Source organism: Acinetobacter sp. YH01003, from assembly GCF_013420525.1.
Taxonomy (GTDB): domain Bacteria; phylum Pseudomonadota; class Gammaproteobacteria; order Pseudomonadales; family Moraxellaceae; genus Acinetobacter; species Acinetobacter towneri.
This window is the reverse complement of the sequence record NZ_VOXY01000009.1, coordinates 74,271-95,509: the sequence shown is the minus strand read 5'-3', so window position 1 is coordinate 95,509 and position 21,239 is coordinate 74,271. Positions and strand designations below refer to the sequence as shown.

Annotated in this window: 20 protein-coding genes; 9 read left to right on the top strand and 11 right to left on the bottom strand. The window is 41.0% G+C overall.

Translation table 11 applies throughout. The features are described from left to right. Positions 1 to 249: 249 nt before the first annotated feature. From FTT70_RS09330 to FTT70_RS09295, 8 genes are all read right to left on the bottom strand, one after another. Positions 250 to 549 carry a cyd operon YbgE family protein gene (locus FTT70_RS09330; protein ID WP_004973403.1) on the bottom strand — a complete coding sequence of 100 codons (300 nt, stop codon included), beginning with the start codon at positions 547 to 549 and terminating at the stop codon, positions 250 to 252. 4 nt (positions 550 to 553) lie between these two features. Further along, positions 554 to 655, bottom strand: a complete 102-nt coding sequence (cydX, locus tag FTT70_RS09325; protein ID WP_004860610.1) for a cytochrome bd-I oxidase subunit CydX — start codon at positions 653 to 655, stop codon at positions 554 to 556. A 24-nt stretch (positions 656 to 679) separates the two neighbouring features. Next, complete coding sequence (gene cydB / locus FTT70_RS09320) at positions 680 to 1,825, bottom strand: cytochrome d ubiquinol oxidase subunit II (protein WP_004973405.1); 1,146 nt, start codon at positions 1,823 to 1,825, stop codon at positions 680 to 682. A gap of 2 nt (positions 1,826 to 1,827) precedes the next feature. Continuing rightward, positions 1,828 to 3,408 (bottom strand): cytochrome ubiquinol oxidase subunit I, encoded by a 1,581-nt coding sequence (locus FTT70_RS09315; RefSeq protein WP_096900849.1) that lies wholly within the window; start codon positions 3,406 to 3,408, stop codon positions 1,828 to 1,830. Further along, positions 3,408 to 3,599 carry a cytochrome oxidase putative small subunit CydP gene (gene cydP, locus FTT70_RS09310; protein WP_070155611.1) on the bottom strand — a complete coding sequence of 64 codons (192 nt, stop codon included), beginning with the start codon at positions 3,597 to 3,599 and terminating at the stop codon, positions 3,408 to 3,410. Before cydP ends, FTT70_RS09315 begins: the two co-directional genes overlap by 1 nt. Positions 3,600 to 4,152: 553 nt before the next feature. Next, positions 4,153 to 4,761: an OB-fold-containig protein gene (locus tag FTT70_RS09305; RefSeq protein ID WP_180168551.1), complete on the bottom strand. Its 609-nt coding sequence runs from the start codon at positions 4,759 to 4,761 to the stop codon at positions 4,153 to 4,155. Between the two features lie 152 nt (positions 4,762 to 4,913). Next, on the bottom strand, positions 4,914 to 5,225 hold the full coding sequence (locus FTT70_RS09300; protein WP_171287411.1) for a Rieske (2Fe-2S) protein: 312 nt from the start codon (positions 5,223 to 5,225) through the stop codon (positions 4,914 to 4,916). A 14-nt stretch (positions 5,226 to 5,239) separates the two neighbouring features. Then, complete coding sequence (locus FTT70_RS09295; RefSeq protein ID WP_004973415.1) at positions 5,240 to 6,244, bottom strand: adenosine kinase; 1,005 nt, start codon at positions 6,242 to 6,244, stop codon at positions 5,240 to 5,242. A 139-nt stretch (positions 6,245 to 6,383) separates the two neighbouring features. On the opposite strand from FTT70_RS09295, the gene FTT70_RS09290 reads away from it, so the two are divergent. The 3 genes from FTT70_RS09290 (at position 6,384) to FTT70_RS09280 (ending at position 11,105) form a co-directional block, all read left to right on the top strand. Further along, the gene (locus tag FTT70_RS09290; protein ID WP_004973417.1) at positions 6,384 to 6,833 is read left to right on the top strand and encodes a GNAT family N-acetyltransferase; all 450 of its coding nucleotides are present in this window, start codon (positions 6,384 to 6,386) and stop codon (positions 6,831 to 6,833) included. Positions 6,834 to 6,982: 149 nt separating this feature from the next. Further along, positions 6,983 to 9,922 (top strand): insulinase family protein, encoded by a 2,940-nt coding sequence (locus FTT70_RS09285; RefSeq protein ID WP_180168550.1) that lies wholly within the window; start codon positions 6,983 to 6,985, stop codon positions 9,920 to 9,922. A gap of 34 nt (positions 9,923 to 9,956) precedes the next feature. After that, a complete protein-coding gene (locus tag FTT70_RS09280) occupies positions 9,957 to 11,105 on the top strand; it encodes a phospholipase A (protein ID WP_180060901.1) in 1,149 nt (382 codons plus the stop codon). A 96-nt stretch (positions 11,106 to 11,201) separates the two neighbouring features. On the opposite strand, the gene FTT70_RS09275 is transcribed toward FTT70_RS09280, so the two are convergent. The 3 genes from FTT70_RS09275 to ilvA all read right to left on the bottom strand — a co-directional run bounded on the left by FTT70_RS09275 (position 11,202) and on the right by ilvA (position 14,863). Then, positions 11,202 to 12,542, bottom strand: a complete 1,341-nt coding sequence (locus FTT70_RS09275) for a TrkH family potassium uptake protein (RefSeq protein ID WP_004973423.1) — start codon at positions 12,540 to 12,542, stop codon at positions 11,202 to 11,204. Continuing rightward, on the bottom strand, positions 12,539 to 13,195 hold the full coding sequence (locus tag FTT70_RS09270; protein ID WP_004973425.1) for a TrkA family potassium uptake protein: 657 nt from the start codon (positions 13,193 to 13,195) through the stop codon (positions 12,539 to 12,541). The genes FTT70_RS09275 and FTT70_RS09270 overlap by 4 nt, the downstream gene beginning before the upstream one ends. Positions 13,196 to 13,324: 129 nt before the next feature. Continuing rightward, a complete protein-coding gene (ilvA, locus tag FTT70_RS09265; RefSeq protein ID WP_019837302.1) occupies positions 13,325 to 14,863 on the bottom strand; it encodes a threonine ammonia-lyase, biosynthetic in 1,539 nt (512 codons plus the stop codon). Positions 14,864 to 14,969: 106 nt separating this feature from the next. On the opposite strand from ilvA, the gene rpiA reads away from it, so the two are divergent. The 6 genes from rpiA (at position 14,970) to clpA (ending at position 21,230) form a co-directional block, all read left to right on the top strand. Beyond that, entirely contained in the window at positions 14,970 to 15,641 is a 672-nt protein-coding gene (gene rpiA / locus FTT70_RS09260) for a ribose-5-phosphate isomerase RpiA (protein ID WP_004973429.1), read from the top strand. A 90-nt stretch (positions 15,642 to 15,731) separates the two neighbouring features. Further along, positions 15,732 to 16,412, top strand: a complete 681-nt coding sequence (locus FTT70_RS09255) for a M48 family metallopeptidase (protein ID WP_180168549.1) — start codon at positions 15,732 to 15,734, stop codon at positions 16,410 to 16,412. A gap of 187 nt (positions 16,413 to 16,599) precedes the next feature. Continuing rightward, positions 16,600 to 17,655 carry an N-acetyl-gamma-glutamyl-phosphate reductase gene (gene argC / locus FTT70_RS09250; protein WP_171287379.1) on the top strand — a complete coding sequence of 352 codons (1,056 nt, stop codon included), beginning with the start codon at positions 16,600 to 16,602 and terminating at the stop codon, positions 17,653 to 17,655. A 79-nt stretch (positions 17,656 to 17,734) separates the two neighbouring features. Continuing rightward, the gene (locus FTT70_RS09245) at positions 17,735 to 18,508 is read left to right on the top strand and encodes a DUF6776 family protein (RefSeq protein WP_096901621.1); all 774 of its coding nucleotides are present in this window, start codon (positions 17,735 to 17,737) and stop codon (positions 18,506 to 18,508) included. Positions 18,509 to 18,527: 19 nt separating this feature from the next. Continuing rightward, the gene (gene clpS, locus FTT70_RS09240) at positions 18,528 to 18,944 is read left to right on the top strand and encodes an ATP-dependent Clp protease adapter ClpS (protein WP_004973438.1); all 417 of its coding nucleotides are present in this window, start codon (positions 18,528 to 18,530) and stop codon (positions 18,942 to 18,944) included. Positions 18,945 to 18,953: 9 nt separating this feature from the next. Continuing rightward, positions 18,954 to 21,230: an ATP-dependent Clp protease ATP-binding subunit ClpA gene (gene clpA / locus FTT70_RS09235; RefSeq protein ID WP_004973441.1), complete on the top strand. Its 2,277-nt coding sequence runs from the start codon at positions 18,954 to 18,956 to the stop codon at positions 21,228 to 21,230. The last annotated feature ends 9 nt before the right edge of the window (positions 21,231 to 21,239 follow it).

Here is a 21,239-nt window from a genome sequence, read left to right as displayed (position 1 = left end):
TGTTCAAATGGCGATTCAGCGTTTAATTGGTTTTGGGAAAAAAGAAGAGTTTAAGGAAATTTTGGCAATTTTAAGAAAGCAGAATCCTGATAGGATAAGGGTTCTGTGAAATTTGTCGTGTACAGAGCAAAATTTTATACGCTGTTTTATATGGTGAAGATGCAGAGGAATGATCTGCGGCTCCTAAATATTAAGCCAATAAAAAAGAGCGCATATTGCGCTCTTTTCAAGGAATTTATTTACACCTCATTAAAGAAACCAAGTGTAATAACCCCAAATCATCAATGGCCAAGCCACAAATGGGCTAAATAACCATTTCCAAAACCAAAAGCGTGGAATAAAACCAACACCGTGTACAAAGCCACCTGAAATACCAATCATAATAAACATCATGGCACGGTGGCTATATTCACCGTTGGCATCCAGCATTGCTGCTGGATGAAGAAGCAGTACAGCTGCGAGTGGGAATGCCAATAAACATGAAATAACCATCGCAATCTTGTTCGGTTTTTGAACTGTTGTTTCAGCGTTCACTGCAGTGTCTGTCATCTAATTATTCCTCGTCAAGGTCTTGATGAGATTCAATATACAGGGCACTCAAGACACCTGCAAAGCATGCCATCAGAATACCGAGAATCCATGCAAAGTACCACATAATTTATTCTCCTTAGACACAGCCTTAGTAAAGGCTGTGTGAATTCTCTTTAATGTGCTTGTTGGTGATAACGCCCCACATTTTGTAGTAACACCAAGTGGTGTATAGCAAAATAATTGGTACGAAGATACATGCTGCAACAGTCATTACAGTTAATGTGTTTTTACTTGATACCGCATCCCACATGGTCAAGCTTGCAACTGGGTTGAGGCTTGATGGCATTAAGAATGGGAACAATGCAAAACCTGCAGTTAAAATCGCACCGATCACCGCTAAAGATGAACCTGTGAAACTTAAACCAGCTTTGTTTTTACCTGCTGCAAGAATAATCAAAATACCGCCCAAGATGCCCATAATTGGTGCAATCATGGTAATAGGGTACGCTGAGTAGTTGTTCATCCAACCTGGGTTTGCATTGGTTAAAACTTCTTTAGCCAATGGGTTTGCTACGCCGTTCGTGTCGTATGGAGTGACTAGGGTATAACCTTCGATACCACCGAAGTATAGCCATGCGCCTGCACCCAAGAAACACACAAGGAACACAATGCCCATGATTTGCGTTGCTTTTGCAGAGCGTGCACGTAAGTCACCATCGGTACGCAGCATTAACCATGCACCACCATGCGCGCAAAGCATAGACAAGCTGACTAAACCACACACTAAAGCGAATGGGTTTAATAATGCAAAGAAGCTGCCTGTATATGTTGAACGTACAGTTTCGTCTAGGGTAAATGGTACGCCAAGGAACATATTACCAAACGCAACACCGAACACTAATGCAGGAACTGCACCACCTACAGCCAAACCCCAGTCCCAAGATGTACGCCATTTGGTGTTTTCAAGTTTTGAGCGGTAGTCAAAACCAACTGGGCGCAGGAATAGGGCAAACAGAACTAAGAGTAGTGCCCAATACATGCCTGAGAATGCTGTTGCATATACCATTGGCCAAGCAGCAAATAACGCGCCACCCGCTGTAATGAACCAAACCTGGTTACCATCCCAGTGCGGTGCAATCGTGTTGATTGCAGCACGGCGTTCTTCGTCATTTTTACCTACAAATGGCATGATCGCCATTGAGCCCATGTCGAAGCCATCGGTGAGGGCAAAGCCAATGAGTAATACACCCACTAACACCCACCAAATGATTTTGAGTAATTCATATTCGATCATGCTTAAGCCTCCTCATTGGCTTTTTTCGCAGCTTCAATTTTCTCGAAGTGGTATTTACCAGTATGAAGCGAGCTTGGGCCTAGACGTGAGAATTTGATCATCAAGTACATTTCAATAATCAGCAAAACGGTATAGAACGCTGCCAATGCAATGATTGAGCCCCATACGTCGCCAGTGCTGAGTGAAGATGCAGACAAGTGTGTTGGAAGTACTTCACCAATTGTCCATGGTTGACGACCAACTTCTGCGACATACCAACCTGTTTGCGCTGCAATCCAAGGTAATGGTAATGAGAATAACGCAAATTTTAATAACCAAGGTTTGCTTTCTGCGTTGCGTTTAGCCACTGCAAAAGTTGCAAGTGCGAATAACAACAGCATTAAGAAACCAGAAGCTACCATGGCACGGAATGCCCAGAACAAACTTGGTACGTGTGGAATAGTATCCGCAGCAGCCATTTTAATTTGTTCGTCAGTCGCATCTACTACGTTTGGCGTGTATTTTTTCAACAATAAACCATAACCCAAATCGGTTTGAGTTTGCTCAAATGCAGCTTTAAGTTCAGGAGATTGGTCGCCCGCACGTAATTGCTCAAGTTGTTGATAAGCAACCATACCGTTACGAATACGAACTTCGTGGTTTGCGATCAGGTCTTTAATACCAGTCACTTCTTCGGTGATAGAACGCGTTGCAATAATCCCCATGACATAAGGAATTTTAACTGCGTAATCTGTCGTTTGCGTTTCTTCGTTTGGAATACCAAATAAAGTGAACGCTGCAGGAGCAGGGTGAGTATCCCATTCTGCTTCAATTGCTGCGAGTTTGGTTTTTTGAACATCACCTAATTCATAACCTGATTCATCACCAAGTAGAATTACAGATAAAGTAGAAGCTAAACCGAAAATTGCTGCAATAGCGAATGAACGACGCGCAAATGGCAAGTCTTGCTTTTTCAATAAGTAATAACTTGAAATCGCTAAAACGAAAATAGCACCCGTTACATAACCTGCAGAAACAGTGTGTACGAACTTAACTTGCGCAACAGGGTTAAAAATTAAAGCCCCGAAGTCAACCAATTCCATACGCATGGTTTCGTAGTTAAAGGTAGAACCCACTGGGTTTTGCATCCAGCCGTTGGCCACTAAAATCCAGAGTGCGGACATATTAGAGCCAAGCGCAACCAGCCACGTTACACATAAGTGCTGCACTTTGGAGAGGCGATCCCATCCAAAGAAGAATAAACCAATGAAGGTCGATTCTAAGAAGAAGGCCATTAAACCTTCAATTGCAAGTGGTGCACCAAAGATATCACCCACGTAGTGTGAGTAATATGCCCAGTTTGTACCAAACTGGAACTCCATGGTTAAACCTGTGGTTACCCCTAAAGCAAAGTTAATACCGAAGAGTTTTCCCCAGAATTTGGTCATGTCTTTATAAATTTCTTTACCAGAAATCACATACGTGGTTTCCATAATGGCAAGAATAAAAGCCAGACCTAAAGTCAGTGGAACAAAAATAAAGTGATACATCGCGGTCATTGCGAATTGGAACCGCGAGAGATCGACCACGCTTTCAGAAATCATCAACGTGTCTCCTTGATTGAGGAAGGACTGCCAGCAATACGCTCAGCAACTTGTGAATCAAAATTTTGAGGAATAGTTGGGGCATCAAACCAAATATTTTTGATGACCATTAACAGCACGACCTTAATTATTAAAATGATCGTGAGTTCACGAACTACTTTTCTATTTAAATCTTTAGGAACTAAGCTCACTTTTATAAGCCTATTTTTTTAACTGTGTTTTATATTATTAAACAAAAACATACAAAAAAAAATAGCTGGCACAGTTAAAATGCAAATATATTGTTAACTTATTATAAATCAATAGTTTGTTTTTGGGTGTTGTAGAGAATAAATGGAGGAAAGTGATATTTTTTAAACTTGACAGAAACACTTGTAATTAATAATTCAAAATCTGACTAAAATACTTATATTTTAATAAAGCAAATCAGACTAAATTGCTATGAATAAAAATCAATCTAAAAATAGCAATAAATTAGAGATATTATCAGCTAATAATTATTCTCATTCTTTTGTTAAAGTTTAATGACGATTCTGCATATTTTTTTATTTCCCTACAATGTAGTGGTACTTTGTCTTTGGCTTAGTCTAGGGTAAACAGCATTTTTTCATAATGATTTTGTGTAAATATTGTTCAGATCACATGAAATGTATCGTTTATAAACAAACAGATTGTGTTGAGTTTGAGTAAAAAATTTTAACTTTCTTAGGTCAGTGTGATTGGTTTTAAATCTTAAAAAATGACTTATTGATTGCTAAACAAGTTATTTGATGCTGAAATTTTTTTAGCTAGATAGTGTGATCTTTTTTTGCGCACAATAATAATTTGAGCTTGAAATTCAAGTTCACCAAATTCAGGTTCAACCTGCACATAATGCAGTTGTCCAAACTCATCACGCACACGTGCTTGTGCAGAAAAACCAGGACGGGCATTGCCACTGGAAATTGTGGCTAAACGTCCGAGTAAATCGACTTGGCGTATGCTATATTTGGGCTTAATCACTTGGTCTAGACAGTGAATCATGAAGACTGTAAAAAAGATGGCAATAATAAACGCTGGAATAATAATGTAATAAGCAGGAACGAAATGTTGTTGTTGTGAGTAAATCAAAAACTGTAAAAAATATCCTGCAACACTGAAATTCATCAGTAAAAAAACAAAAATCAGTACTTTAGAAAATTTAACATCTAAAAGTGGCGATTCTGTAATTCGTTGTGAAAATGCACGTTTGAGCAACTGACTTGGGCGAAAATTAAAGTAATAACCAATCGTTTCGACAGTGCTGAGTAGCAATAAAACAACTAGGCTGAGATGAAAGGGCATTAAGTTCAAATCAGATAAAAACTCATGCATGCGCTAAACTCACGTGTTGAAATATTTATAGGTGATGTTATTAGATGCAGATCATTGATCTAACTCTGCTTAGAGAGCATAGATAAATGATCTGGTTTTGTATAGAGCTAAGATTTGGAACTTTTCGCTTCTTTCTGAAAGTTGCAAAAAAGTTAGTCGTTGATCAAGTAAATCCCACCATCTGAATGAACGCTGATCTCAACTTTCTCAAGTGATTGACCTAAACATGGGCCAGAAATACATTCACCTGTTTCAACTAAAAATAAAGCACCATGCGTTGAGCATTCAATATATTCTTGGTCACGGTCTAAGAATTGGTTTTCTAAAAATTCTAATTCCACTTGTAGGTGTGGGCAGACGTTTTGGTAAGCGTAATACATGCCATCACGTTGGGTGATAAAAATTGTGTCACCATTTGGCGTTTCGTAGGCACGTGCTTCACGCTCAGGAATGTCTTCCATCATACAAATTTTATTCATTATGCAGATTCCTTTTGAATGCTATGCAAAAGTTTAGCGTAATCTTCTACCGCAAGACGAGGGCCGAATTGAGAAACCACTTCACTTGAAATCAGAATGGCAAGTTGAGCTGCAGTTTGGAAACCTAAGCCTGCATTGAGTGCATACAGGAATGAACCTGCAAAGGCATCACCCGCACCGTTGGCATCAACAGCAGTGACTTGACGACCTGGTACAGAAAAAGCGTTGTTGCCATCATAAATTAGGGCACCTTGTGCGCTCAATGTAATGACAATGTATTTGCTTTTTTGTTTTAGTTGTTCTAATGCCGCTTCAGCCGTTTCCGTTCCTGTGTACATCATGGCTTCTTGCTGGTTACAGAAGATCAAATCCACACCATCATCTAGTAACTCATCCAAACCTTCACGCGCATATTGCACCATGGCAGGATCAGATAAAGTCAGTGCAATTTTAACCTGATTGGCTTTGGCAATTTCACGCGCTTGTTTTACCGCAGCACGTGCAGTATCACTAGTAGATAAATAACCTTCGATATAAAGCCATTTTGCTGTTTTAAGTGGCTCAAAATCAATTTGTGTAGCAGAAAGTTCTGCGGTAATGCCCAAGTAAGTGTGCATGGTACGTTCAGAATCATCACTCACAAGTACCATACAAGTCCCTGTAACGCCTTCACTGACCGATTTGGTTGTGGTGTGAATACCTGCTTCATTTAAGCCTTTGAGGTAAATATCACCCAATTCATCGTTACCAACACGGCAGGCATAGAAGGCTTGACCACCTAAAGCACTAAATGCAACGGTGGTATTTGCGGCAGAACCACCCGAAGCTTGGCCTTTATGTCTTTGTGTTTTAATTAAGTTGTTGTATAAATTTGCTTGTGTTTCACCATCGGTTAATTGCATAGTACCTTTTTGCAAGCTATGTTGAATGAGAAAGTCATCCGAGACTTGAAATTCTTGGTCAATTAATGCATTACCAATTGCAAAAAGGTCAACAGTTGCCATGTCTTTAAATCACAGTCAAAATTAAAAACGCTAAGTTTACACCAATGCTCAGGATTGCTGTAGTTTCATGAATAAAATTCAGCTGAATGAATGTTATTGATGAAAAATAGGGGTTTAGCAGAGTTATCAGGAAGGTTAGATGAACATCGAAATTAAAGAAGCACAAGAGTTACCAACGCAAATTCAGACTTTGGCCAAACATGCTGCTCAAGAAGGCTTTGATTTTGTCCATCGTTTAATTGAAGAATGGGAAAGTGGTAAAAACCGCTTTAATCAGCCTGGTGAGTTTTTATTGTTTGTTTACGATGGTGATCAATTGGTTGCATGTGGTGGCTTAAACCAGCAATGGAATGAGCAAGATATTGAAAGTCGTATTGGACGTGTACGTCGTTTTTATGTTTTGCCAAATTATCGTAAACATGGCGTAGGCAAACAGCTCTTGCAACATTTAGAGAAAAAAGCACGTGCTAATTTTTCGGCGTTGTGTTTAAACACTGATACCAAATCGGCAGCGCATTTTTATCAAAAACAGAATTATGTGTATGTCGAAAATCATCCAAACTATAGTTATTTTAAATACCTGATCTAGTTTTGCTCATGCTACAGCCAGTGCAGCGCAGCATTTTGTTGATACTTTGCAAATTTCAATCAATTTAGTCGGGTTTTCAACGTGAATTATCTAAAGAACTAAAGCTATAATGGCTTTAGTTTTTTATTTGCTTATTTTTAGGAGATCACATGACTGTAGATGTCACTGAAACCATTTCCCAGACTGTACATCCTGCGTTTCAGTTGGTACGTCAACACCATGTTGAAGCCTTAGACATTTTAGTGTCTGAATTTAAACATAAAGTTACAGGTGCGGTGCATTATCACTTAGCGACAGAACATGATGAAAATGTTTTTTTAGTCGCATTTCGCACTCTGCCGATGGATTCCAAAGGTGAGGCGCATATTTTAGAGCATACTGTGTTGTGTGGTTCTGAAAAATTCCCTGTACGTGACCCGTTCTTTTTAATGATTCGTCGTTCTTTGAATACTTTTATGAACGCATTTACTGCGGCGGATTGGACGGCTTATCCATTTGCGACACAAAACAAAAAAGATTTCCAAAACCTGCTTGCGGTATATATGGATGCGGCTTTTGCAGCCAATTTAAATCCTCTCGATTTTGCTCAGGAAGGTATTCGTATTGAGTTGGAAAATGGTGAGCCTGTTTATAAAGGCGTGGTATTTAATGAAATGAAAGGTGCGATGAGTTCGCCATCCGATCAGCTTTATCACCAATTGGCTTATCATTTATTCCCTGAAACAACTTACCACTACAATTCAGGTGGCGACCCGAAAGATATTCCAGATTTAACCTATCAAGAATTGGTAGATTTTTATAAGTCACATTATCACCCAAGTAATGCGGTATTTATGACTTTTGGCAATACGCCTGCATACGATTTACAAGAACAGTTTGAACAGTTGGCTTTGGCGAAATTTGAACAGGGCGAAACGTTGTATTCGAAGCCTGAGCGTCGTTTAGCTGCGCCAGTGGCAGTGACTGAAAGTTATGCAGTCGATGCAGAAGAACTGAAAGATAAAACTTATCATGTTTTGGCGTGGTTATTGCCTGAAGCAAGCGATATTAAATTACGCTTAGGTATGCGTTTGGTTGAAGGTGTTTTACTTGAAAATTCTGCATCACCACTGCGTCATTATTTGGAAACTTGGGCGCATGCACAATCTACAGGGCCATTGATGGGCGTGGATGATTCCAACTTTGAAATGACCTTCTTCTGTGGTGTGCAAGGTTCTAACCCTGAACATGCAGCAGAATTTCAGGCGGGCGTTTTAAAAGTTTTACAAGACGTGGCTGCACAGCCTGTGGATACGGCATTGGTCGATGCAATTTTGCATCAAATTGAATTGCATCAGCGTGAAATTAATGGCGATGGTATGCCATACGGATTGAGCTTGATTTTAAATGGTTTAAGCAGTGCAATTCACCACAATGACCCAATTCAGGTGTGGGATGTAGATACTGCGATTGAGCAAGTCAAAGAAGAACTTAAAGATCCAATGTGGTTATCACGGCTAATTCAGACGCATTTAATTGATAACCCGCACCGTGTTCAAATGACTTTGGTTCCAGATGCAGAAAAATCGGCCAAAGATGCTGCACTTGAAAAAGCACGTCTGGCTGAGATAGGCGCACAACTCACAGATGAGCAAAAAGCAGAAATCGTCGCGCAAACGGAAGCTTTAAAAGTCCGTCAAGATACGCCCGATGATTTGAACTTATTGCCAAAAGTTGGTTTGGAAGATGTGCCTGCAGCCTTGCATATTGTGCAGGGTGAGTTGCGTGAAATTATCAGTAACCGCATTGATTATCCTTTAAATTTATATCATGCAGGAACCAATGGAATTTACTATCAGCAAGTGTTGATTCAAATTCCAGATGAAATTGTACAATCGCCATACTTTAATTTGCTGTCCATTTTAATGGGCGAAGTGGGTGCAGGTGAATACGGCTATTTAGAATTGCAACAGCTACAAACCGCAGTTAGCGGTGGTTTGGGCATGGGTGCATCTTTACGCTCTAAAGTCGATGACAAAAATCAGATCAGTGCATGGCTCACATTAACCACTAAGTCTTTGGTGAATAATCTTGAAGCCATCCGCTTGCTGAAATTAGCATTTGAGCAATTACGTTTTGATGAAAAAGACCGCATTATTGAGCTGTTACAACAACGAAAAACCCGTTGGCAGTCACGTTTGTCGGGTTCGGGGCACAGTTATGCCATGCAAATTGCAGGGCGTCATCACAGTGCTTTGGCGCAGCGTGATTACAACAACACAGGTTTGGGCGCATTAAATTGGTTGGCAGACTTGGTTGCTAAAATTGAAAAAGATGCAGCGGAATACGAGAAATTGATTGCTGAATTGCAATTGATTCACCATAAATTACTGCAAGCACCTAAGCAATTTTTGTTAGTATGTGAAGAACATCAATCTGACCGTTTGGTCGAAGAAGTTCAAGAAGTTTGGGATAAACTTATTGTTGCAGAAAATCCTGCTGCTTTAACTCAAGTTCCTGTAGATCATTCAACGCAAGATCAGGCATGGTTGATTCAAGCCAATGTGCAATTCTGTGCGGCTGCGTATCCTGCGGTGGAAGTGTCGCATCCTGATGCTGCACCTTTGATGGTATTGGCTGCATATTTGCGCAATGGTTTCTTACACAGCGCAATCCGTGAAAAAGGCGGTGCTTACGGTGGCGGTGCAAGCTACGATGGCAATGCATGTTCATTCCGTTTTTACAGTTATCGTGATCCACGCTTGGCAGAAACTTTCGCAGACTTTGAAGCGAGTATTGATTGGTTATTTAATGCAGAGCAATTGCCGCATCAACTAGAAGAAGCGATTTTAGGTTTAATTGCTAGTATGGATAAACCAGGTTCGCCTGCAGGTGAAGCGATTACTGCATGTTATGCATTATTGCACGCGCGTACACCCTCATTCCGCACAGTATTACGTGAGCGTTTATTGGCGGTGACTTTAGACGATTTAAAACGTGTTGCGGAGCAATATTTGCGTCAGCAGCAAGCATCTAAAGCCGTAGTCGCACCTGTGTCAAAACGTGAAGCATTGCTCGAACTTGGTTTTGAAATTAAACAAGTGAACTGATACGTGAAATAACAACGAAAACTTAGGGGGATTTATGAGCGCGTTCAAACTGTTTGAACGCACAGGACTGTCGCTGAGTGTTGCCGCACTCAGCACTGTGTTTGTGGCGAAAACCTATGCACAAGACCCAGCTAGCTTAGTTGCACCTGCAACACCTGAAGCCTGTGTGGCTTTAGAGTCAAATGCTGATCGTTTGGTGTGTTACGATGCTCTGTTTAAAATTCCTGAAGCAGAAAAAACAGCGCTGATTAGCGAACGTCAAGCTGCTCAGGCACTAGCGCCTGAACCCGAAACGGTGACAGAAAAAATTGCAGTAAGCGTAAGCAATTTATTTTCTTTTGATGTACCAAAGCTTGATCCGAATGTATCTTTACTGGATAAGCGTTGGGAACTTTCGGCAGACAGTAAGTTGGGTACATGGAATTTACGTGCTTATCAGCCTGTGTATTTAATGCCCGGCTTTTGGACCAGCGATAAAAACGAACGTCCTCAAAGTTTAAATAAGCAAAACACAGTTCAATTGGGTGAGGAGCAGAATCTTACTTCAATGGAAAGTAAATTTCAGCTTTCTTTAAAAACCAAAGCGGTTGAGAACTTGCTAGGGAATAATGGTGATGTCTGGTTAGGATATACCCAGTCTTCTCGCTGGCAAGTTTACAATGGTGATGAGTCACGCCCATTTCGTGAAACCAATTATGAGCCTGAAGCCAGTTTAATGTTCCGTACCAATTATCAGCTTTTTGGTTTACATGGGCGTTTGATGGGGCTGACATTGAATCACCAGTCCAATGGTCGTTCAGACCCTTTGTCACGTAGCTGGAATCGGGTGATTTTTAATCTTGGTTTTGAAAAAGACAATTTTGCCTTGATGTTACGTCCGTGGTATCGCATTGAAGAAGACCGCAGCGATGACAATAACCCTGAAATTAAAAATTATATCGGGCGTGGCGATATGTTGGCATTTTATCGCTGGAAAGAGCATGACTTTTCTTTGATGCTTCGTCATAGCTTAAAAGGCGGTGATGACGCGCACGGTGCAGCACAGTTTGACTGGGTTTTCCCAATCAGTGGAAAATTACGCGGTCATTTCCAATTGTTTGATGGTTATGGTGAAAGCCTGATTGATTATAACCACCGCGCCACCTATGTTGGTTTGGGTGTGTCTTTAATGAATTGGTTTTAAGTAGATTAAGATTGATTTCTCATTATTGCTCGCTGAATATAAAACGCCAATCTTGAAGATTGGCGTTTGTTTTTGAAGTCGGATCGTATCCAGCTTTTATCCAACTTGAATATCTGCGGTTGGATGTTTAAGTCGGCTTTTTTGTGGTGTGGCGATTAAATAAGCCAAAGTCAGCGGCCCTAAACGACCTGCAAACATCAACAACATTAAAATAATGAGGCTAGCAGGTTGTAATTCACCTGTAACACCACGGGATAAACCCACCGTGCACGCTGCAGATACAGCCTCAAACAACAGGTCTAAAAAATTCAGTTTCGGTTCAAGGGCAAGTAAGCTAAACAAACCGAGGCAAATTAACATACCTGTGATGCTGATCACCGCCAAAGCTTTAAAGGTGGTACGTTCAGGTACAGCATGATTAAACACACGCACCTCATCTGAACGTCTTAAAAAACTGATCACACTTAAAATGACAATAATAAATGTGCCAACTTTAATACCGCCTGCGGTACTGAGCGAACCACCACCAATAAACATCAGAAGCATGGTGAGCAAGGTCGAGCTATTTTGCATACTTGCGACATCTAGACTATTAAAGCCTGATGAGCGAGGAACGGTAGCGTGAAACCATGCATTGAGGGCTTGATCGCCAATACTCATGGCTGCAAGGGTATGTGGATTATTGGCTTCAATCGCCCAAATCAGCAGAAAGGCCACAAAGTTTAAACCAGCAATGGTCGATAAAATCAGCTTGCTATTGGGTGAGAGTTTTTTCCAGCGTTTGGCACGTTTAATATCCATGAGTACCACAAAACCAATACCGCCAATGATATACAGCATACTAATAGTTAAGGTAATCAGGTATTGATCTGCAAAACTCATTAAGCTATTGGGAAATAATGAAAATCCACCATTGTTAAAGGCTGAAACACTATAGAAAGCCGCATAGAAAAATGCATCGCTAAATGGATAATCCTGCATCCATGCCAAGGTTAAAATAACCGTGCCAATCCCTTCAAAAAACAATGAGTAGAGCAACACGCTTTTAATGGTCATCGACACTTTAGACAGGTTGGTTTGCCCAATGGTGTCTTGCGCCATGATTTGTTGTTTTAAACCAATTTTGGATGACAAACTTAAAACCGCTAAAATCGCAAAAGTCATAAAACCTAAGCCACCACATTGTAACAACAACATAATGACCATTTGCCCAAATACGGTATAAGCATCGCCAATATTCACTACAGACAATCCAGTGATCGTCACTGCAGATGTAGCAGTAAATAAGGCATTAATCCAACTCATCTCGCCATGATGGGAAATGGGCAGTTTCAGCAAGATTGTGCCAATGCTAATAAAGCTTAAAAAGCCCAGTGCCAAAAGACTGGGTGGGCTTAAATTGACAGTTTTGATTGGTTGTTTCGCTGTTTTTTTCATTCTGACTTAAATTGTTTAGATAAGCGTTTTAATGGTTCAAGTTGTCCTTCAACCACCAAAATATCATCTGTTTGTAGCATTAAATTGGATTCAAGCGTATAGAAAATCGTTTCGGCACGTTTAAACAGTAAAAGTTTAACTTCGGGTGCATGTGACATCAGACTATGAATGCGCGTGCCATGCAAGTTGTCTTTAATTTTTACTTTTACAATATAGTGGTTGTCGTTTAGGCTCATATAACGACTCACCATCGGATAACTCAGCGATTGCGCGATGCGAACGCCCATATCTTCTTCAGGGTGAATAATTTTACTTACGCCCAAATGGGTCAAAATCATGGTGTGCGCTTTACTTTTGGCTTTAACGTAAATTTTAGAAATACCCAAATTCTTTAAATTTAAGACACACAAAATACTGGCTTCAATATCTTCACCAATGGCGACCACCACTGCATCACAATTTTGAATATTCAGTTCTTCCAAAACGTGTTCATCGGTTGCATCGGCAATCACCGCATGGGTAATTTGATCGGCAATGTTTTCTACAAACTTTTTATTGCTATCAATCCCAATGACATCATGGTTGAGTTTGACCAATTGTGTCGCCACAGTTGCACCAAAGCTACCTAAACCAATGACAGCAAATTGTGCCATAGCATCATCCTGAAAAATTATATTATTCTTCCAATATTCTAAAATATTTTAGGGCTCTATACTGTAGCAATATGACTAAAAAACCGCTGAAATCAGCGGTTTTTTGCACTTATTGAGATGTGTGATCGGTTATTTTAAGAAACGCTGATAACCCAAGTTATTAGTAATCTCTTGGTATGGATAAGTGATCTTTTCCAAAGTTTCAATTAAACCATCTGGGTTCTGTTTGGCATCCGAAGCTTCTAAACCGACCAATACACGACCTTCCGCTGCACCGTGGTTACGGTAATGGAACAGGGTGATGTTATGGGTTGGGCCTAAGCGCTCCAAGAAAGTCAGTAATGCACCCGGACGCTCTGGAAATTCCACACGGAATAGACGTTCATTTTCAATATCGGCATGACCACCGACCAAATAACGAATGTGTAGTTTTGCTACTTCATCATCCGACAAATCATCAACATCGTACTGGGTTTTGAGTAACTCATAAATATCGTGGCGTTCTTTTTCACCAGATTTTAAGCTGATGCCGACAAAGACTTGTGCAGCAGTAGCATCGCTGGCGCGGTAGTTAAACTCGGTGATATTACGACCTTGCAGCGCACGGCAGAAGTTAAGGAACGCACCTTTTTCTTCTGGAATGGTCACGGCAAAAATTGCTTCTTTATGTTCACCGAGTTCAGTACGTTCCGCAATATAGCGTAAACGGTCAAAGTTCATGTTTGCGCCACAGACAATTGACACAATATTTTTATTTTGCAATTGGTGTTGCTCGACATATTTTTTGATGCCTGCCAAAGCCATTGCACCTGAAGGTTCTACAATGCTGCGGTTTTCATCAAAGGTGTCTTTAATTGCCGCACAGATTTCATCGGTATTCACCAAAACTACATCGCGCTCAACAATTGGGCCTGATTGATCTGATTTTTGTAGTTGTAAAACTTCAAACGGTTTCTCACCAATTTGTGCGACAGCAGTACCATCGGCAAATAAACCCACTTGCGGCAAAATAACCCGTTCATTGGCTTCAAAAGCCGCTTTTAAGCAAGCCGATTCATCATATTCTACAGGAATGACTTTGACATGCGGTGCGACATCGCCCAAGTAGGCTGCAACACCTGCAATTAAACCGCCACCACCAACAGCAACGAAAACATATTCGACATCGCGCCATTGACGCAAAATTTCATTGGCAATCGTACCTTGACCTGCCATGACCAATTCATCGTCATACGGTGGAATAAAAGTCATGCCTTCATCTTGGGCACGTTGAATTGCATATTTGTTGGCAACATCAAATGAGTCACCATGTAATACCACTTCGCCACCCAAGCGTTTTACCGCTTGTACTTTAATATCTGGCGTGGTTTTAGGCATAACGATAATGGCGCGAATGCCCAGTTTTTGCCCAGACAATGCTACACCTTGCGCATGGTTGCCTGCAGAGGCAGTAATTACACCACGTTCAAGTTGGTCTTTGGGTAATTGGCTAATACGGTTATACGCACCACGCAATTTAAAAGAGAATACAGGTTGTAAGTCTTCACGTTTAAAGCGAATGTTATTGTTCAGTTTTTCACTAATTCGTGGCGCTGCGTCGAGTGGGGTTTCGATTGCAACATCGTAGACCGTTGCTTGTAAAATTTGTCGAACCAAACGAGACAGCATGTTAATCTTCCATCTAACAGTTTAAAATAGGGGGTTATTGTAACAAACCCCTGCACATTTGCGCTGTAAAATCGGCAACAAATGTCAAAAATAGTTGAGTGAAGTCATGAGTCTGTATGCTACCCAAGATGAAAAGAAGCAAGCGGCTGCCAAAGCAGCATTAAAACATTTGCCTAAAGGCGGGATTTTGGGGGTAGGTACAGGCAGTACAGTGAATTTCCTGATTGATTTATTGCCTGAATTACAATTAGAAGCAGCTGTGGCAAGTTCTGAAGCGACTGCGGAGCGCTTAAAGAAACTTGGTATTGAAGTGGTCGATATGAACTCTGTGGGCAGTTTAGATGCTTATGTTGATGGTGCAGATGAAATTGACCGTCACATGCACATGATTAAAGGCGGCGGCGCAGCGTTGACCCGTGAAAAAATTGTGGCTTCTATTGCACGTAAGTTTATCTGTATTGTCGATGATTCAAAATGGGTAGAGCAATTAGGACGTGAGTTTCCATTGCCAATTGAGGTGATTCCAATGGCTCGTTCTGCGGTAGCACGCAAAATTGTGGCTTTAGGTGGCGATCCTGCTTACCGTGAAGGTGTGGTGACTGATAACGGTAACGTGATTTTAGATATTTATAATTTAAATATTTTAAATGCGTTGGAATTAGAAAAAACCTTGAATGATATTCCGGGTGTTGTGACCAATGGTATTTTTGCCATCAATAAAGCTGATATTGCAATTGTAGCGACCAATAACGGCATTGAAGAACGTACTGCGGTTTAATTCGTCTCCCAAGCCCCTTGTTTTTAATAGGGGGCTTTTCTCCCTCCTTTATTAAAGGAGGGTCGGGGAGGATTTAATAAAAGAACAACAATGACATTATCCGACTTACCTGAAATTCAAATTACACCACATGCAAAAGCAACACGTTTACGGTTACGTGTCGAGCCGAATCAAATTCGCTTAACTGTGCCGAAATATTGCACTCAGCGACAAATTCAGGATTTTTTGCAACAATCTGAACAGTGGATGATTGAAACTTGGCATAAACAGCAAACACAGCAAGGACTTGTGCAGCGTGAATTGCCAAATCAGTTATCACTTTTTAATTTGCCTGAGCCTTTAAATATTCATTATCACACACAAAAACACAGTTTTATTTTAGATTTAAAACAGCATTGCCTATGGGTTAGTGACCGCCAACCTGCGGCATATTTAAAAGCCTTTGTTATTGCTTATGCCAAACAAATGTTGCCGATATATTTGCAAACAGTCAGTCATGAAATTGCTTTGCCATTTAAACAGTGCGCAATTCGTCAACCGAAAACCCGTTGGGGCAGTTGCAGTACGCAACAGCATATTATGCTCAATAGCGCCTTGGTGTTGTTTCCTGAACAAATTGTGCGATATGTTGCTGTGCATGAGTTGGCGCATACACGACATTTTGATCATAGTCCTGCATTTTGGGTTGAAGTACAACGGCATGATGCGCACTATTTGCAGCATCGCAAGCAGTTAAAAACAACGTCTTTGCCTTGGTGGTGGTATCAATAAAAAAGCCAACACCCACATGATAAGACTACAATGCAAAGGTGTTGCACGTATTGACTACAATCCAAATCATCTTTTATAAAATCAACAGAATAAAGAAAAGCCCCAAAACCCTAGTAAAACAGTTCAGAAAACCAAAACTTCCTGTCATACTATAGCGTTAGCTTAAACATGCTTTTGAATTGAGGTAATGCACGTGATTTCAGTTGGTATTGTCGGTGGTACAGGTTATACAGGCGTTGAATTATTGCGTCTTTTGCTACGACACCCAAATGTGAAAGTAAATGTACTGACTTCACGTACAGAAGCGGGTCGCCGTGTAGATGATATGTTCCCAAGCCTGCGTGGACACACAGACCTGTGCTACTCAGATTTAAACATCGAAGAATTAAAACAGTGTGATGTGGTGTTCTTTGCTACACCGCACGGCGTTGCAATGCAACATGCTGCGGAGCTTGTTGCAGCCAACACCAAAGTGGTCGATTTAGCAGCAGACTTCCGTTTGCAAGATTTAGCGCAGTTTGAAAAATGGTATGGCATGCAACATGCTTGCCCAGACATTTTAAAAGATTCAGTTTATGGCTTGTCTGAACTCAACCGGGAACAAATTAAACAAGCACAGGTGATTGGTAACCCAGGGTGTTATCCAACCACAGTGCAACTTGGTTTAGCGCCATTATTTAAACAAGCTGAAGCTTTAGTGAAACCTGAAAGTATTATTATTGATGCAAAATCGGGTGTATCTGGTGCAGGGCGTAAAGCCAGTTTGGGCATGATTTACTCTGAAAATGCCGACAACTTTAAGGCTTATGGCGTTGCGGGGCATCGTCATCATCCAGAAATTGTAGAAGCATTGGAAAATATTTCGGGTCAAAAAGATGTGTTTAATCACATTGTGTTTGTACCGCATTTAGTACCTATGATTCGCGGTATGCTCAGCACCATTTATGTAGATTTAACTGATGCAGGTGATGCAGCAGATTTACAAAGCCTGTATGAGCAGTTTTATGCCAATGAACAGTTTGTAGATGTCATGCCAGCCAACAGTTCACCAGAAACACGCTCAGTACGTGGCGCTAACCAGTTGCGTATCGCATTGTATAAGCCACAACCGAAAAAATTAGTACTTTTGGTGGCACAAGATAACTTGGTGAAAGGTGCAGCAGGGCAAGCAGTACAAAATATGAACCTCATGTTTGGTTTTGCAGAACATGCAGGACTTGAGGTGATTGGTTTATTACCATAAGAACACGTTTTTCAACTTCACACACATTTAGATTTCGATTTAAATGTGTGCTTTGAATGAATCAAAACAAGAGATGACGATGCATAACACCGATACAGAAACCACGTCACAGTCGAATTCAAGCATGACACCCTCATCTACACCGCCAGAAAAAAAGCCATTTCTTGAAAGCAATGCGCCTTTGGCAATTGGTGCTGCCATTTTAATTTTAGGTAGTGGCTTTTTGGGCTATTCAGTCGGGCATCGTCAGGGCTTAACTGTGGTTGGTTACGATGCCGATGCAGAACAACTGGTTGAAGTGGTGCAAGAACAAAAAACGCGTTTGGAAAGTCTGAATAAAAGCTTAAATGCTGCGGTTCAAGAACGCGATGTTGCGGTCAGTAACTCCAATGATTTGTATCAAGCTTTCACTCAAGCAACTGAAGATAAGCAACGTACTGAAGGCATGAGTGCGATTTATCGTGAAGTTTTGCGTCAACGTGGTGGTTTAAGCCTGACCGTGCAAAATCTTGGGGTGAAACCATTACCAGACAATGCTTATGAATATCAGGTCGATTTGGTACAAGTGAGTCCAAACAAGCGACGTGCAAGTGGTACGGTAGAACTGCGTTTAATTCAAGGCACAGAAGTGCTGGTTGTTCCGATGGAAGACAGCAATTTTAATTTTGATAATTATGAGCGTTTAACAGGGCGCTGGAGCATGCCTAAAGGCTTTAATCCAGACTTTATTGAAGTCCGTTTAAATGGCGCAACTCCTGTGATTAAACGCTTCAGTTGGAGCAAAGGCAAAGCCGTGGAGGCAGATTCTGCCTTTATTTCTGAAATTCCACAAGCAGAAGCTAGCGCTCAATAATGTGTGATATGTAAAACTTATGCGAACCCAAAAAAGATCCATCTGTTTAAATGAAATTAAAACCACTTTTCATCAATCTGGCTATGTCGATTGGCATTTAACCCCGCGTTTAAGTGTGGATGATGCAGGACATGAAGATGATGGTGATATTGCGGTACAAACTGCGCCGCCACAATTAAAACGCCCACCTTTATATGTTGTCGTTTTAATGAACGATGATTACACCCCAATGGACTTTGTAATTGAAATTTTACAACAATACTTTGCAATGAATCTTGACCAAGCGACTCAAGTAATGCTAACTGTACACTATGAAGGAAAAGGTGTCGCAGGGGTCTATCCGCGGGATATTGCGGAAACGAAAGCGAACCAAGTCAATAATTACGCTCGATCACAAGGTCATCCATTACTTTGTCAGATTGAGCCTAAAGATTAAGGGGGTTACATGCTCAGTCGTCAATTAGAAGTATCACTACGTTTGGCTGTTAGCATGGCTCGTCAAAAGAGACACGAGTTTCTAACGGTTGAACATTTATTATTGGCTTTATTAGACAATGATTCGGCAGTCAACGCACTCAAGGCGTGTGGTGCAGATGTTATTGTGCTGCGTAAAGAACTCGAAGAATATGTAGAACAACATACCCCTAAACTTGCTGAAAATAACGATCAGGCGCCGCACCCGACCGAAAGTTTTGACCGCATTTTGCAGCGTGGTATTTTCCATGTGCAATCTAGCGGTGGTGACCGTACGGTTGAAGGCGCAGATATTTTAGTGGCAATGTACTCTGAACGTGATTCATTTGCCGTGTATCTACTCAAGCGTCATCAAATTAACCGTTTGACCTTAACGCAATACTTATCGCACGGTACACGTAAAGACGAAACGCAAGCGGAAGAAGAGGTTGAAGAATTAGATAGCGAAAGTTCAAGCTCTGCCAATGCTGGCCCGTTAGAGCTTTACACGCTAAATTTGAATACTGAAGCGCAAAAGGGTAAAACCGATCCGTTAATTGGGCGTGAAAAAGAAATTGAGCGTGCTGCACAAATTCTATGCCGTCGTCGTAAGAACAACCCATTGTTGGTGGGTGATCCAGGCGTGGGTAAAACCTCTATTGCCGAAGGTCTGGCGTGGCTGATTGTGAATGGTAAAGCGCCAAAACCACTCGAAAATGCCGAAGTATATAGTTTGGATATCGGTGCGTTGGTAGCGGGTACAAAATACCGTGGTGACTTTGAAAAGCGTTTAAAACAACTGTTAAATGCCTTGAAAAAGAAACCTGATGCCATTTTATTTATTGACGAAATCCACATGATTATTGGTGCAGGCTCAAGCATGGGTAGCACGATGGATGCATCAAATTTAATTAAACCTGCGTTGGCAAATGGTACTTTGCGTTGCATTGGCTCGACGACATTCCAAGAATATCGTCAGGTATTTGAAAAAGACCATGCACTTTCACGCCGTTTCCAAAAAATTGATGTGAATGAGCCTTCAATTTCAGAAACGATTGATATTTTACGTGGTTTAAAATCGAAATTTGAAGAATTTCACCATGTTAAATATGATGATAAAGCATTGGTGTCTGCGGTAGAGTTATCGGCCAAATTTATCAATGATCGTTTCTTGCCAGACAAAGCCATTGATGTGATTGATGAAGCAGGTGCGCAGCGCCGTTTAAGAGCTGAGCAAGATGATACTTTAATCACAGTAGAAAACATTGAAGATATCGTCTCTAAAATTGCACGTATTCCACCTAAAACCGTATCGAAAGATGACAAGACTGTACTTGAACATCTTGAGCGTGATTTAAAACGTGTGGTCTTTGGTCAAGATGAAGCTATTGAAGCGTTAGCATCAGCAATTAAACTGTCACGTGCTGGTTTAAAAACACCAGACAAACCAGTGGGTAGTTTTGTATTTGCTGGCCCGACAGGCGTTGGTAAAACCGAAGTTACCAAGCAGTTGGCAAAACTGTTGGGTGTGGAATTGGTTCGCTTTGATATGTCTGAGTACATGGAGCGCCATGCGGTTTCACGTTTAATTGGTGCACCTCCAGGCTATGTCGGTTTTGATCAGGGTGGCTTACTCACCGATGCGATTCATAAAAATCCGCATTGTGTGTTGTTGTTGGATGAAATTGAAAAAGCGCATCCTGATGTATTTAACCTATTGCTGCAAATTATGGATCATGGTTCATTGACCGATAATAATGGTCGTAAATCAGACTTCCGTAATGTGATTTTGGTTCTGACCACTAATATTGGTGCGGAAAGTATTTCCCGCGTGAGCATTGGTTTCATGGATCAAGACAACAGTAATGACAACCAAGAAGCGATGAAAAAAGCCTTCTCACCTGAGTTCCGTAATCGTTTGGATGGGGTCATTCAATTTAAAGCTTTACCTACTACAGTAATTGAAAATGTAGTGGATAAATTCTTGACTGAATTACAAGCGCAGTTGGATGATAAAAAAGTCATTCTTGAGGTTGATCAAGATGCGCGTGAATGGATGGCTGAGCATGGATATGATCGCTTAATGGGCGCACGTCCAATGCAACGTCTGATTCAGGAACACTTGAAAAAGCCATTGGCAGAAATGATTCTGTTTGGTGAACTTGCAGAACAGGGCGGTAATGTGGCTGTTTCTGTGAAGAAAGAGAACGGTAAGGCAGTCGGTTTGAAACTTGAAGTCTTTGAAGATCAAACGGCTGAACCAGCCTAATCAATCCTT